The organism is Aeromonas sp. 600276, assembly GCF_049175815.1.
Classification (GTDB): domain Bacteria; phylum Pseudomonadota; class Gammaproteobacteria; order Enterobacterales; family Aeromonadaceae; genus Aeromonas; species Aeromonas dhakensis.
Genome location: NZ_JAAKVU010000017.1, coordinates 24,349 through 37,495, shown reverse-complemented (window position 1 = coordinate 37,495; position 13,147 = coordinate 24,349). Strand labels below are relative to the sequence as shown.

The 13,147-nt window shown below is 60.5% G+C and carries 13 protein-coding genes and 1 tRNA gene; 8 read left to right on the top strand and 6 right to left on the bottom strand.

Going from position 1 to position 13,147, the window contains the following annotated elements; genetic code table 11:
• Positions 1-142: 142 nt before the first annotated feature.
• The 5 genes from rpsU (at position 143) to G5134_RS16430 (ending at position 5,042) form a co-directional block, all read left to right on the top strand.
• Positions 143-358 (top strand): 30S ribosomal protein S21, encoded by a 216-nt coding sequence (gene rpsU, locus G5134_RS16450; RefSeq protein WP_005309452.1) that lies wholly within the window; start codon positions 143-145, stop codon positions 356-358.
• Between the two features lie 15 nt (positions 359-373).
• Positions 374-817 carry a GatB/YqeY domain-containing protein gene (locus G5134_RS16445; protein WP_017780947.1) on the top strand — a complete coding sequence of 148 codons (444 nt, stop codon included), beginning with the start codon at positions 374-376 and terminating at the stop codon, positions 815-817.
• A gap of 88 nt (positions 818-905) precedes the next feature.
• A complete protein-coding gene (gene dnaG / locus G5134_RS16440; RefSeq protein WP_017764736.1) occupies positions 906-2,693 on the top strand; it encodes a DNA primase in 1,788 nt (595 codons plus the stop codon).
• 183 nt (positions 2,694-2,876) lie between these two features.
• Positions 2,877-4,772, top strand: a complete 1,896-nt coding sequence (gene rpoD, locus G5134_RS16435; RefSeq protein ID WP_264082799.1) for an RNA polymerase sigma factor RpoD — start codon at positions 2,877-2,879, stop codon at positions 4,770-4,772.
• 193 nt (positions 4,773-4,965) lie between these two features.
• Positions 4,966-5,042, top strand: a tRNA-Ile gene (locus G5134_RS16430).
• A gap of 67 nt (positions 5,043-5,109) precedes the next feature.
• On the opposite strand, the gene G5134_RS16425 is transcribed toward G5134_RS16430, so the two are convergent.
• From G5134_RS16425 to purH, 4 genes are all read right to left on the bottom strand, one after another.
• On the bottom strand, positions 5,110-5,673 hold the full coding sequence (locus G5134_RS16425; protein ID WP_065017338.1) for a cytochrome b/b6 domain-containing protein: 564 nt from the start codon (positions 5,671-5,673) through the stop codon (positions 5,110-5,112).
• A complete protein-coding gene (locus G5134_RS16420) occupies positions 5,654-6,028 on the bottom strand; it encodes a cytochrome b562 (RefSeq protein WP_005309462.1) in 375 nt (124 codons plus the stop codon). Before G5134_RS16420 ends, G5134_RS16425 begins: the two co-directional genes overlap by 20 nt.
• Positions 6,029-6,275: 247 nt before the next feature.
• Positions 6,276-7,565, bottom strand: a complete 1,290-nt coding sequence (purD, locus tag G5134_RS16415) for a phosphoribosylamine--glycine ligase (protein ID WP_065017339.1) — start codon at positions 7,563-7,565, stop codon at positions 6,276-6,278.
• A 110-nt stretch (positions 7,566-7,675) separates the two neighbouring features.
• On the bottom strand, positions 7,676-9,268 hold the full coding sequence (gene purH, locus G5134_RS16410; RefSeq protein ID WP_290037352.1) for a bifunctional phosphoribosylaminoimidazolecarboxamide formyltransferase/IMP cyclohydrolase: 1,593 nt from the start codon (positions 9,266-9,268) through the stop codon (positions 7,676-7,678).
• A gap of 408 nt (positions 9,269-9,676) precedes the next feature.
• On the opposite strand from purH, the gene zntR reads away from it, so the two are divergent.
• The 3 genes from zntR to G5134_RS16395 all read left to right on the top strand — a co-directional run bounded on the left by zntR (position 9,677) and on the right by G5134_RS16395 (position 10,987).
• Positions 9,677-10,114: a Zn(2+)-responsive transcriptional regulator gene (zntR, locus tag G5134_RS16405; protein WP_005309469.1), complete on the top strand. Its 438-nt coding sequence runs from the start codon at positions 9,677-9,679 to the stop codon at positions 10,112-10,114.
• Complete coding sequence (locus tag G5134_RS16400) at positions 10,104-10,640, top strand: dihydrofolate reductase family protein (RefSeq protein ID WP_290037351.1); 537 nt, start codon at positions 10,104-10,106, stop codon at positions 10,638-10,640. Before zntR ends, G5134_RS16400 begins: the two co-directional genes overlap by 11 nt.
• A gap of 128 nt (positions 10,641-10,768) precedes the next feature.
• Positions 10,769-10,987 (top strand): alternative ribosome-rescue factor A, encoded by a 219-nt coding sequence (locus tag G5134_RS16395; RefSeq protein ID WP_017783463.1) that lies wholly within the window; start codon positions 10,769-10,771, stop codon positions 10,985-10,987.
• 116 nt (positions 10,988-11,103) lie between these two features.
• Here G5134_RS16395 and hemW read toward each other — a convergent pair whose 3' ends face one another.
• Both hemW and rdgB read right to left on the bottom strand, forming a co-directional pair.
• The gene (gene hemW, locus G5134_RS16390) at positions 11,104-12,249 is read right to left on the bottom strand and encodes a radical SAM family heme chaperone HemW (protein ID WP_017785671.1); all 1,146 of its coding nucleotides are present in this window, start codon (positions 12,247-12,249) and stop codon (positions 11,104-11,106) included.
• Between the two features lie 128 nt (positions 12,250-12,377).
• Entirely contained in the window at positions 12,378-12,974 is a 597-nt protein-coding gene (rdgB, locus tag G5134_RS16385; protein WP_017785672.1) for an RdgB/HAM1 family non-canonical purine NTP pyrophosphatase, read from the bottom strand.
• Positions 12,975-13,147 lie beyond the last annotated feature (173 nt).

Sequence of the window (13,147 nt, the reverse complement as noted above, 5' to 3'; positions counted from 1 at the left end):
GTAACCTTCGCGGGTTTTTTAAACCAGAGCGATCTCTGCGGGTTTACTTTCATTCCCTGTCCAGAGTATAATTTCGCACCATTTTAAGACATGCTGATCGATTGAAGGTCAGCTAACAATTTATCACTGAGGTGAAAGGCACATGCCAGTAATCAAAGTCCGTGAAAATGAGCCGTTTGACGTTGCTCTGCGTCGCTTCAAGCGTTCTTGCGAAAAAGCCGGTATCCTGTCCGAAGTTCGTAGCCGTGAGTTCTACGAGAAGCCGACTACCATTCGCAAGCGTGCCAAAGCGTCCGCCGTTAAGCGTCACGCCAAGAAGCTGTCCCGCGAAAACGCACGTCGTATCCGCCTGTACTAATCAAGGGATCATGCCGTGTCTCTGAAAGATCAACTCAAGGATCAGCAAAAGCTCGCCATGCTTGCCAAAGACAAGCAGCGGTTGGGCGCGATCCGTCTGTTGATGGCTGAAATCAAGCAGCGTGAAGTTGACACCCGTGTCGAGCTCGATGATCAGGATATCCTCGCTGTGGTGACCAAGATGGTCAAACAGCGCCGTGATTCCATCAGTCAATTCGAGGCCGCCGGTCGCCAGGATCTCGCCGACAAAGAGTCCGCCGAGATCGCTGTGTTGCAGGAATTCCTGCCGCAACAGCTGACCGCAGCCGAGATTGCCGCACTGATTGAGCAAGCCATCGCTGAAAGTGGTGCTGCCGTCATGGCTGACATGGGCAAAGTCATGGCTGTCTTGAAGCCGAAAATTCAGGGGCGTGCCGATGTCGGCGCCGTCAGTGCGCAGGTGAAAACTCGCTTGGCGTAACAGGCAACTCTCTTGTTTGGTCAAAGAAGCCGTGCTTCCCTGGGAATGCGCGGCTTTTTTATTTTCTACGCAATGAAACAGGACGGTTATGGCAGGCAGGATCCCACAATCCTTTATCGATGATCTGCTGGTACGCACAGACATTGTCGAGTTGATCGACTCCCGTGTGCGACTGAAGAAAGCCGGTAAGAACTACCAGGCTTGCTGCCCTTTTCATAACGAAAAAAGCCCCTCCTTTACCGTCAGTCAGGAGAAGCAGTTCTATCACTGTTTCGGCTGCGGTGCCCACGGCAATGCCATCGGCTTTGTGATGGAGTATGACGGGCTCGAGTTTCCCGACGCCATCGAGGAGCTGGCCAGCCTGCATGGCATGCAGGTCCCCCGTGAGCAAACTGCAGGGGGAGCCAGTAATAGCCAACCGGCCGTCAGCAAGGACCTGTTCGAACTGATGAACCAGATTGCGCGCTTCTACGAGAGCAATCTCAAGAACGCGCCGCAGGCGGTGGAGTATCTGAAGGGCCGGGGCTTGACTGGCGAGGTGGTCAAGCGCTTCAACATCGGGTATGCCCCCGGAGACTGGGATCAGGTGCGTCGCCGCTTTGGATCCAGCCGGGAGCACGAGCAATTGCTCATCTCGGGCGGCATGCTGATCCCCCGTGACAGCGGCCCGGGCAGCTATGATCGCTTCCGCGATCGCATCATGTTCCCTATCCGCGACAAACGCGGCCGGGTCATCGGCTTCGGTGGCCGGGTGTTGGGGGATGGCACGCCCAAGTATCTTAACTCTCCCGAAACGCCCATCTTCCATAAAGGGCGGGAGCTGTTCGGTCTCTACGAGGTCAAGCAGGCGCACAAGGATCCACGTCGGATCCTGGTGGTGGAGGGCTATATGGATGTGGTGGCGCTCGGCCAGTACGACATCGATTATGCGGTGGCGGCGCTGGGAACCGCGACCACCAGCGACCATATCCATACCCTGTTTCGCACCACGGCCGAGGTGGTCTGCTGTTACGACGGCGACAATGCCGGCCGTGAGGCGGCTTGGCGGGCATTGGATAACGCGCTGTCCCATCTGCAGGATGGCCGTGAACTCAAGTTCGTGTTTCTGCCGGATGGCGAGGATCCTGACTCGCTGGTACGCCAGATCGGCAAGGAGGGGTTCGAAGCGCTGCTCGATCAGGCTCAGCCGTTTGCCGACTTCATGTTCGAACGTCTCGGTCGTGATGCGGCCCTCTCGGGTGAGGCTGGCAAGTTCGAAGTGGCCAACAAGGCCGCCGAGCTGATCCGCCGGGTGCCGGAAGGCTTTACCCGCGAGGGGTTGATCACCCGCCTCTCCAGCATGATGCGTTGGGGTGAAAACAAGCAGCGGATCGCCGAACTGTTTGCCCGCAACAGTCAGCCGAAGGCCGAGGTGAGCAAGCCCAAGGCGGCCAAGCTGACACCACTGCGCCGGGCGTTGGCATTGATGGTGCAATATCCGGCGATCACCGCGGAGTTGCCAGCCATGCCTGAGCTGGCTGGCCTGCGTCTGCAGGGGATCCAGTTCCTGCTGCAACTGCATCAGCAGATCCTGACTCAGCCCGGGGTTACGACGGGTATCCTGCTGGAACACTGGCGCGGTACCAAAGAGGGAGAGATCCTGGCCCAGCTGGCGATGCACGATCTGTTTGAAGAGGTAAAGCTCGACCAGGAGCCCGATATTCTGGGAGAATTGCAGGATACTTTCGTCGGTTTCATCAACCTGTTCCTGAAGCAGCGCATCGAGGAATTGCAGGCCAAGGTGGCGCAGGAAGGGCTAAGCTCTGAGGAAACTCAGGAGCTGATGATGCTGATCAGAGAGGTGCAGATTGAGAAAAGAAATGAGAGTGGGGCTTGATATTTGAGTGATTAATCCCAATATGAATACCGTTGCCCGAATGGACGGGATTAAAAGCAAACATTTTATAACCGCCTGGCCCCGACAATACTGCGGGCAGGGGTTTCTCATGACCGACGCCGCAACCAGACATAGCATGTCTGGCGGTTTTCTATTAGAATTGGCTATTTGCGCAGCAGCGCACTGTACGCGCAACCTAGCAACACCAACCGGATGAGTTCTATGGAGCAAACCCCGCAGTCTCAGCTTAAACTCCTCGTTGCCAAAGGTAAAGAACAGGGCTACCTGACCTATGCCGAGGTGAACGATCACCTCCCGCAAGACATTGTCGACTCTGACCAGATCGAAGACATCATCCAGATGATCAACGACATGGGTATCCAGGTGGTGGAAAACGCCCCGGATGCCGATGATCTTATCATGGCTGAAGGTGGTACCGCCGATGAGGACGCTGCCGAAGCAGCGGCCCAGGCTCTGGCATCTGTTGAATCCGAGATTGGTCGCACGACCGATCCCGTCCGCATGTACATGCGGGAAATGGGTACCGTCGAACTGCTGACCCGCGAAGGCGAAATCGATATCGCCAAGCGGATCGAAGACGGTATCAACCAGGTACAAAGCTCCGTCGCCGAGTACCCGGAAGCGATTACCTATCTGCTTGAACAATATGACAAGTATGAAGCCGAACAGCTGCGCCTGTCCGACATCATCTCCGGCTTCATCGATCCCAACGAGACCGACGACGTCGCACCGACCGCCACTCACATCGGCTCCGAGCTCAGCGAGGAAGATCTGGCTGACGAGGATGAAGATGAAGACGAAGACGAAGATGGTGATGGTGATGACTCCGACGATGATGGCGACGGTGGTCCGGATCCGGAAGTTGCTCGCGAGAAGTTCGGTGAGCTGCGCGCCCAGTACGAGGTAACCCGCCTCTCCATTCAGCAGAATGGCCGCGCGCACGAAGATACCCAGAATGCCATCGCCCAGCTGGCCGACGTGTTCCGTCAATTCCGCCTGATGCCCAAGCAGTTCGATCGCCTGGTCAACAACATGCGCGAGATGATGGAGCGGGTTCGCGTGCAGGAGCGCATCATCATGAAACTCTGCGTTGAGCAGGCCAAGATGCCGAAGAAAACCTTCGTCGCGGCCTTCACCAACAACGAGTGCGAAACTGCCTGGTTCGAATACCAGAAGCAGGCTGGCAAGGCATGGTCTCCCCGTCTGGTGGAGATGGACGAAGACGTGCTGCGCGCCATCGGCAAGCTGCAGCAGATCGAGGAAGAGACCGGTCTGTCCATCGCCCAGATCAAGGACATCAACCGTCGCATGAGCATCGGTGAGGCCAAGGCCCGCCGCGCCAAGAAAGAGATGGTTGAGGCCAACCTGCGTCTGGTTATCTCCATTGCCAAGAAGTACACCAACCGTGGTCTGCAGTTCCTGGATCTGATCCAGGAAGGCAACATCGGTCTGATGAAGGCGGTCGACAAGTTCGAATACCGTCGTGGCTACAAGTTCTCGACCTACGCCACCTGGTGGATCCGTCAGGCCATTACCCGCTCCATCGCGGATCAGGCCCGTACCATCCGTATCCCGGTGCACATGATCGAGACCATCAACAAGCTCAACCGTATCTCCCGTCAGATGCTGCAGGAGATGGGGCGCGAACCGAACCCGGAAGAGCTGGCCATGCGCATGGGCATGCCGGAAGACAAGATCCGCAAGGTACTGAAAATCGCCAAAGAGCCCATCTCCATGGAGACGCCCATCGGTGATGATGAAGACTCCCACTTGGGCGACTTCATCGAAGATACCACCCTGGCCCTGCCGGCCGATGCGGCCACCAGCGAGAGCCTGCGCAACGCGACCCGCGAAGTGCTGGCCGGTCTGACCGCTCGTGAGGCCAAGGTGCTGCGCATGCGTTTCGGTATCGACATGAACACTGACCACACCCTTGAGGAAGTGGGCAAGCAGTTCGACGTGACCCGTGAGCGTATCCGTCAGATCGAAGCCAAGGCGCTGCGCAAGCTGCGCCATCCGAGCCGCTCTGAAGTGCTGCGCAGCTTCCTGGACGAATAATCCCGGACGTTCCAACCCGGAACAGCAGCCCAAAAGCCCCGCCATGCGGGGCTTTGTTTTATTCGTGGCGATGGGGCGCTGACGATGAACCACGGAACCGCTTGAATATGGATGAAATCTCGCCAAGTGGTTGATATGCCTATGGACTGGCTAACGGACATCCCCTATAATCCACGCCGCAAAAGCACATTTCGGCCCCTTAGCTCAGTTGGTTAGAGCAGTCGACTCATAATCGATTGGTCGCCCGTTCAAGTCGGGCAGGGGCCACCAAATTCCATAAAAAGGCCGCTCATCATGAGCGGCCTTTTTGCTTTCTGGCGTTTCGCCTCAAACTGGGTCAGGAGCCCTGATCCTGCTGGATGGGGGCCTGCTTGGGGGCGCCCGGGCGTCGGGCGGGCAACATGCGTCTCACCAGATTGCTGCGCTGGCGCCAGGAGGTGAACAGGATGGCCAGCAGGTGCAGCGCTATCATCCCCTGCAGGGCCCAGGTGCACCAGACGTGCCAGTCGTCAGCCCCCAGTTCGAACCCCATCTCGGTATTCTGGAACCAGCCGGTGCCGGCGGTGGCCAGGATCAGTAGCCAGAGCGTCCATACCGCCAGCTTGCCGCTGCCGTGGTGACCGGGGGCCGGTGGTGTGCGCTCGCGCAGCTCCACCGCTTGCTGGCGAAAATCTTCCCGGCTTGGGATGAGGGCTCGCAACCGGGCATGACCCCTGGCAAACGAGAGCCCCCACGCCAGGCGCAGGCTGATCAGGGCGATGGCCAGGTAACCCAGCCGCTCGTGCCACTCCTCGCCCGCCTCGTTGAGCCAGAGGTTGCCGATACAGATGGCCGCCACACCCCAGTGGGTGAGGCGGACCAGACTATCCCAGTGGAAGGGATCAGCCTTTTTGCTTGGCATATTTGTGGTACTCCTTCTTCAGGTCGTTGACCTTGGCCAGGTGCTCGCGCGCCTTGGCTTCGTCACCCGCCTTGAGGGCCGCCAGGCTGGCGTCCAGTTCGGTCTGCACTTCGTTCATGCCTTCCAGAAACTTCTCTTTCTTGGCGGCCGGCATGTTCTTCTGCTTGGCGATGTCAAACTGTGCCTTCATCTCGTTGATGTACTTCTCCATGGTGGCGGCATCCTCGGCCTTGACCGCCTGCTTGTAGTTGAAGCCGATCTTCTTCATCGGCTGCTCCAGCTCACCGGCCATGGCGGGCAGGGTCATCAGGCCAAACATCAGGGGCAGCAACAGGGGGCGTACAGTTTTCAACATGGGATTTCCTTATTTAAACGACATGCTTATCGATTCTATGTGGCTTCTTATGAACCCTTGTCTGGATTCATCACAGGCATGATGCCATGACAGTACGTGAACTGTTTGTGAATATTGCTGTTTTTTGTCACAAAGGGTAACGGGGAGGGGGAAGGGGCAAGGAAGATGTTGAGCCAATCGAACTATGCCATATGGGCCATGCTGGCCGAGGGCAAGCTAAAGAGAGGGCCCTTGCGGGCCCTGTTCATTACTGCTGCTGTTCACGCTCGATGGCGCGCCAGCCGATGTCGTTGCGGTAGAAGACGCCGTCCCACTTGATGCGCCCTGCCAGCTGATAGGCCCGCTGCTGCGCCTCGGCGACCGTGTGGCCGAGGGCCGTGGCACACAGTACGCGTCCCCCGGCAGTGACTACGGTATCGCCTTCCATGCGGGAGCCGGCGTGGAATACCTTCTCGCCGCTTGCCTCTTCCACTGGCAGGCCACTGATGGGCTTGCCCTGCTGGTAGTTGCCGGGATAACCGCCGGCGGCCAGCACCACGCCGATGGCGACGCGGGTGTCATAGATGGCCTCGACCTGATCCAGCTTGCCGGCACAGGCCGCCAGGCAGAGCTCCACCAGATCGGAGCGCATGCGCAGCATGATGGGCTGGGTCTCGGGATCGCCGAAGCGGCAGTTGAACTCGATCACCTTGGGATTGCCCTGGCCATCGATCATCAGACCGGCGTAGAGGAAGCCGGTGTAGACGTTGCCTTCGGCCGCCATGCCGCGCACCGTCGGCATGATCACCCGCTCCATCACCTTGCGATGCACCTCGTCGGTGACCACGGGGGCCGGGGAGTAAGCCCCCATGCCGCCGGTGTTGAGGCCGGTATCGCCATCTCCGACCCGCTTGTGGTCCTGACTGGTGGCCATCGGCAGCACGTGCTCGCCGTCCACCATGACGATGAAGCTCGCCTCTTCCCCCTCGAGGAACTCCTCGATCACCACCCGGGCCCCGGCGTCACCAAAGGCGTTGCCGGAGAGCATGTCGCGTACTGCCTCTTCGGCCTCGCTCAGGGTCATGGCAACGATGACCCCCTTGCCGGCGGCCAGGCCGTCAGCCTTGATGACGATGGGCGCGCCCTTCTCGCGCAGGTAGGCCAGGGCCGGCTCCACCTCGGTGAAGTTCTGGTACTCGGCGGTCGGGATGGCGTGACGGGCCAGAAAATCCTTGGCAAAGGCCTTGGAGCCCTCCAGCTGGGCGGCGGCGGCGGTCGGGCCGAAGATGGCCAGCCCCTCGGCGCGGAACGCATCGACCACCCCTTTCACCAGCGGCGCTTCCGGCCCGACGATGGTCAGACCGATGCGCTGCTCTTTGGCAAACGCCAGCAGGGCCGGAATGTCGGTAGCCGAGATGGCCACGTTCTCGATACTCCCTTCGTGGGCGGTGCCGGCATTGCCGGGGGCGACGAAGACCCGGGTCACCAGGGGGGATTGCTTGGCCTTCCAGGCCAGGGCGTGTTCACGGCCGCCGTTGCCAATGATCAGTACTTTCATCGTATCGCTCGCTTCTATTCGTGGTCACGGGCGGGCCTGGGGCCTGCGCCGGTGAAAATAGCCAGGTGAAAAGAGACAACAAAAGGGCCGCCGGCGGCGGCCCTGATCCATCAGTGACGGAAGTGGCGCATGTTGGTGAACAGCATGCACATGCCGTGTTCGTCGGCGGCGTCGATCACCTCCTGATCGCGCATCGAGCCACCGGGCTGGATGACGCAGGAGATGCCGGCGGCGGCCGCGGCGTCGATGCCATCGCGGAACGGGAAGAAGGCGTCGGAGGCCATGACGGAGCCCGCCACGGTCAGCCCTTCATCCTCGGCCTTGATGCCGGCAATCTTGGCCGAGTAGACGCGGCTCATCTGGCCGGCGCCGACGCCGATGGTCTGGCCGTCTTTGGCGTAGACGATGGCGTTGGATTTGACGAACTTGGCCACCTTCCAGCAGAACAGCAGGTCGTTCAGCTCGGCCTCGGTGGGCTGGCGCTTGCTGACCACGGTCAGATCCCCCTGGGTCACCATGCCAAGGTCGCGCTCCTGCACCAGCAGGCCGCCGTTGACGCGCTTGAAGTCAAAGCCTTGTGCCGGCGCGATCCATTGGCCGCACTCGAGCAGCCGCACGTTCTGCTTGGCGGCGACCGCGTCGCGAGCCGCCTGGCTCACGGTGGGGGCGATGATCACCTCGACGAACTGACGCTCGACGATGGCCTTGGCGGTGGCGCCATCCAGTTCACGGTTGAAGGCGATGATGCCACCAAAGGCGGAGGTGGGGTCGGTCTGCCAGGCGCGCTCGTAGGCGCTCAGCAGGTCACTGCCGATGGCCACGCCGCACGGGTTGGCGTGCTTGACGATGACGCAGGCCGGCTGGTCGAACTCCTTGACGCACTCCAGCGCCGCGTCGGTGTCGGCGATGTTGTTGTAGGAGAGGGCCTTGCCCTGCAGCTGGATGGCGCTTGCCACCGAGCCCGGGGCGGCCTGCTCTTCGGCATAGAAGGCGGCGGCCTGGTGGCTGTTCTCGCCGTAGCGCATGTCCTGCTTCTTGATGAACTGGCTGTTGAAGGTGCGCGGGAAGCGGGACTCCTCGTCACCCTCCTTGTTGTCACCGTAAGAGGGAACCAGAGTGCCGAAGTAGTTGGCGATCATGCCGTCGTAGGCGGCGGTGTGTTCGAAGGCGGCAATGGCCAGATCGAAGCGGGTGGCCAGTTTCAGGCTGTTGCCGTTGCCATCCATCTCGCGGATGACGCGGTCATAGTCGGCAGCCTTGACCACGATGGCCACATCTTTGTGGTTCTTGGCGGCGGAGCGAACCATAGTCGGCCCGCCGATGTCGATGTTCTCGACCGCATCGGCCAGGGTGCAATCGGGCTTGGCGACGGTGGCGGCGAAGGGATAGAGGTTGACCACGACCATGTCGATGGGGGAGATGTGGTGCTGAGCCATGATGGCGTCATCTTGCTCGCGACGGCCGAGAATGCCGCCGTGGACCTTGGGATGCAGGGTCTTGACCCGGCCGTCCATCATCTCGGGGAATCCGGTGTAGTCGGAGACCTCGGTCACCGGCAGACCCGCCTCGGCCAGCAGCTTGGCGGTACCACCGGTGGAGAGCAGGGCCACGCCGCGCTCGTTGAGTGCCTTGGCAAATTCCACGATGCCAGTCTTGTCAGACACACTCAGCAGTGCACGGCGAATGGGTCGAGCTTGTTCCATCACACTATCATCCTCAGCATAACGGGGACCGTTCCATGGGAGGCGAGGCTCAACACAGAGAGTCCCCAAATAAATGGAAGTGGGGGATTTCGCAAACCGCTCTCGCCTGAAACCTGCCGCCAGGCAAAAGCGTTTTAGGAAATACCCGCTTGACGCGTCGCTCTCTTGTGGGCGCGTATTCTACACAAAAAATGTGACCCGTGGTGGATTTTTTAAAGTGACAAAGCCTTGTCTGGTGCGGTGTTAAACGTTTTCTGGTGGTTTTTTGTGAAACGTTTGTCTTTTCAGTGTCTTGATGGCAAAAGGGTGGCCGCATCCTCTTTCCCGCTGCCGACTGGCAATCGTCCGGCAAAGGGGCGATAGTGGGTGCCGGTTGTGGTTCTTGACTCATTTGGGAGGGGGAAAGGCATGTATCGGATCGGGGAGCTGGCCAAGGCGTGCGGGGTGAAGGCGGATACTCTGCGCTTTTACGAGAAAAACGGTCTCATCTCGCCGGGCATTCGCAACGAGTCCGGCTATCGCCTCTATGGCGAGCAGGACAAGCGGCGGCTGGAGTTCATCATCCGCGCCAAGTCGGTAGGGTTCTCGCTGGCCGACATCGGCGAGCTGCTGGATCTCGACACCAACAAGGCCAAGGTCACCTGTCAGGAGGTGAAGGCGGTGGCTGACACCAAGCTCGAACAGGTGGAGCAGAAGATCGTCGAACTGACCCGTTTTCGCGACAACCTGCGGGAGCTCTCCAACATCTGCTGCGGTGGCCCGCGCTCGGCGGAGCACTGCGCCATCCTCGAGACGCTGGAATCCGGTGCTCCCTCCCGCCACGAGCACCACGATCATGAGCACTGAGCAGCGCCGGCCCCGGGTATCCGCCTTTCTCGCCCTCTCCCTCGACGGCTTCATTGCCGGGGAGGGGGGTGATCTGGCCTGGCTTGAACCCTACAACGGCGACTCCCAGGAAGAGACCGGCTACGGCGCGCTGATGGCCAGTGCTGATACCCTGCTGATGGGGCGCAACACCTATGACATTGTGAGCGCCTTTCCCGAGTGGTTCTATGGTGACAAGCCGGTGGTGGTATTGACCCACAGACCCGCCGCTCCCCGTGAGCATGTCTCCTTTCGGCAGGGGGCGCTGGCGCAGGTGCTGGACGAGCTGTGGCAGGCGGGCAGCCGCCACCTCTATCTGGATGGCGGCGAGCTGGTGAGGCAGGGTCTGCAGGGGGCCCTGGTGGACGAACTGATCCTGTTCTGGGTGCCGATCACCCTGGGACGCGGGGTGCCGCTCTTTGCTGGATCCCTGCCCGGTGCACTGAGGCCTGTGTCCAGTACCGTGCTGCCGAGCGGGCTGGTGCGGGTCGTCTATCAACTGGCCTGAAGATCCTGCCGACCCCCTTGCAGGCGGGCCGAGAGAGGCGCACAATCGGCGCGTTTTTCGCCACCAGCCCTCCCAAATAAGGTGACAGGGGCGATAGGCAAACACGACAACCCCATCAAGGAGCCGATATGGCCAAGAAGAAGGTGACTTCCGTCACCGCCGAACCCGTCTGCGAACATCAGCGCGGCATCATTCAGGACAACCACCTCAAGGCACTGGTGACCTCTCCCCTGTTTCAGGCCCGGGTCGAACCGAGCAAGAAGGGCAAGGGCAGCTATCAGCGCAAGGCCAAGCACGGCAAGCGGTGGGAGCCCGGCCAACAGCAGATGGTACGCGTCTGCTGCTGAGCGGGCTCCTGCCGCAAGGCATCAGCTAACACAATCAGGGCACCAATGGCGCCCTGATTGTTTCTCTATTCGTTGGTGCTGATTCACTCTCTTGCCGCTAGAGAGTGAACCCGTGCTCATTCGTCCATAAAGAGCTCGAGCAGCACGTTGAGATAGCGATGGCCGAGGGACGTGAGCTGCCAGCTGTCGCCGAGATCCTCGATAAGCTCCTTGCTCTGGGCGATGGCCAGCATGGTTTCTACCCGCTCCAATTCAAGGCCGGTGTAGGCCTCGAACTCCGCCTTGGGGGCCGGTTCAAACAATCTGAACCGGTTCATGAAGTACTCGAGCGGCAGATCGTCCGCGCTCACCTGCCACTGCTCGTCCAGATAGGGGCGGCTCGGGTCCAGATATCCCTTGGGATGCTTCACCTTGGCGGTGCGCAGGATCTGCTGGTTGGCGAGATCCGTCACCTTGCCGTGGGCGCCGCAGCCGATCCCCAGATAGTCGCCGAAGCGCCAGTAGTTGAGGTTGTGGCGGCACTGGTAGCCCGCCTTGGCATAGGCCGAGATCTCGTACTGCTGATAGCCCTTGGCAGTCAGCATGGCGTGGCCCTGCTCGTAGATCTCCCACAGGGTGTCATCTTCCGGCAGTTTGGGCGGCTTGGAAGCAAACGCCGTGTTCGGCTCTATGGTGAGCTGATACCAGGAGAGGTGCGGCGGCGCACAGTCGATGGCCTGCTGCAGGTCGTAGAGGGCATCGTCCAGGCTCTGATCCGGCAGGCCGTGCATCAGATCCAGGTTGAAGGTGGGCAGTGCGATGGCGTGGGCCAGTTCGGCGGCCTTGCGCGCCTCCTCGGGGCCGTGGATGCGGCCGAGCCGGGTCAATTTTTCCTGCTGGAAACTCTGCACCCCGATGGAGATGCGGTTGATGCCGGCCCGCTGGAAGCCGGCGAACTTGTCCGCCTCCACCGTGCCCGGGTTGGCCTCCATGGTGATCTCGCAGTCCGCAGTGAGTTCGATGCGTGCGCGCACCCCGTCCAGCAGCGCCTGCATGGCTTCCACGGAGAGCAGGCTCGGCGTGCCGCCACCGATAAAGATGGAGGAGAGGGGGCGCCCCTGGGCCCAGTGCAGGTCTTGCTCCAGATCCTCCAGCAGGGCAGCCACATACTCGAGGTGGGGCAGCTCCCCCTTCTGGGCGTGGGAGTTGAAGTCGCAGTAGGGGCACTTCTGGACACACCAGGGCACGTGGATATAGAGGGAGAGGGGCGGCAGTTGCAGCATGGGGTTTCCAGTATTCAACAATCAAAAGGGGTCGGGTTGCCCTTGTCGTCGATGACAACGGGGCGCCGCGAACGAAACGGGGGCCGACGGCCCCCATTGTAGATGACAACGCGGCGGGAGACAGCGCTTTAGTTGACCGCCGCCAGGGCCGCTTTCAGCTTGGCCAGGGCCTGACCGCGGTGGCTGAGCTGGTTTTTGAGCTCGGCCGGCATCTGGGCCGAGGTGCAGTCATGGTCGGGGACGAAGAACACAGGGTCATAGCCAAAGCCGTGCTGACCGCGCGGTTCGTCGATGATCATCCCCTCCCAGCTCGCCTGGCAGATGATGGGGGTGGGATCGTCGGCGTGGCGCATGTAGACCAGTACGCACCAGAAGCGGGCGCTTTTCAGGTAATCCGGGGCGCCCTTGAGCTCGGCCAGCAGCTTGTCGATGTTCTCCTTGTCGCTGGCACCAACGCCGGCAAAACGGGCGGAGTAGACGCCGGGGCGGCCGTGCAGCAGATCCACTTCCAGACCGGAGTCGTCGGCAACCGCCGGCAGGCCGGTGACGCGGGCGGCGTGGCGGGCCTTGATGATGGCATTCTCGACGAAGGTGGTGCCGGTCTCGTCGGCATCGGAGACCGCAAACTCGCTCTGTGGGATCACCTGGATCTTCATATCGGCCAGCATGGCGGCCAATTCTTTCACCTTTTTCTGGTTCCCTGTTGCCAGGACAAGCTTGTTCATCGAGCACCTCCGCAAAAATAATCTGCGCATTCTATGCGGGGCTGGCGCCCAGGAAAAGCGCCAATTGCCCTGGATCACCCTCACCGGGGTCATGGCAAGATGTGGATAAAATGAATGTTTCCTGAATGGAATAACAGAAGTGATTAAATACCATTTCAATTCATTACTGTGAG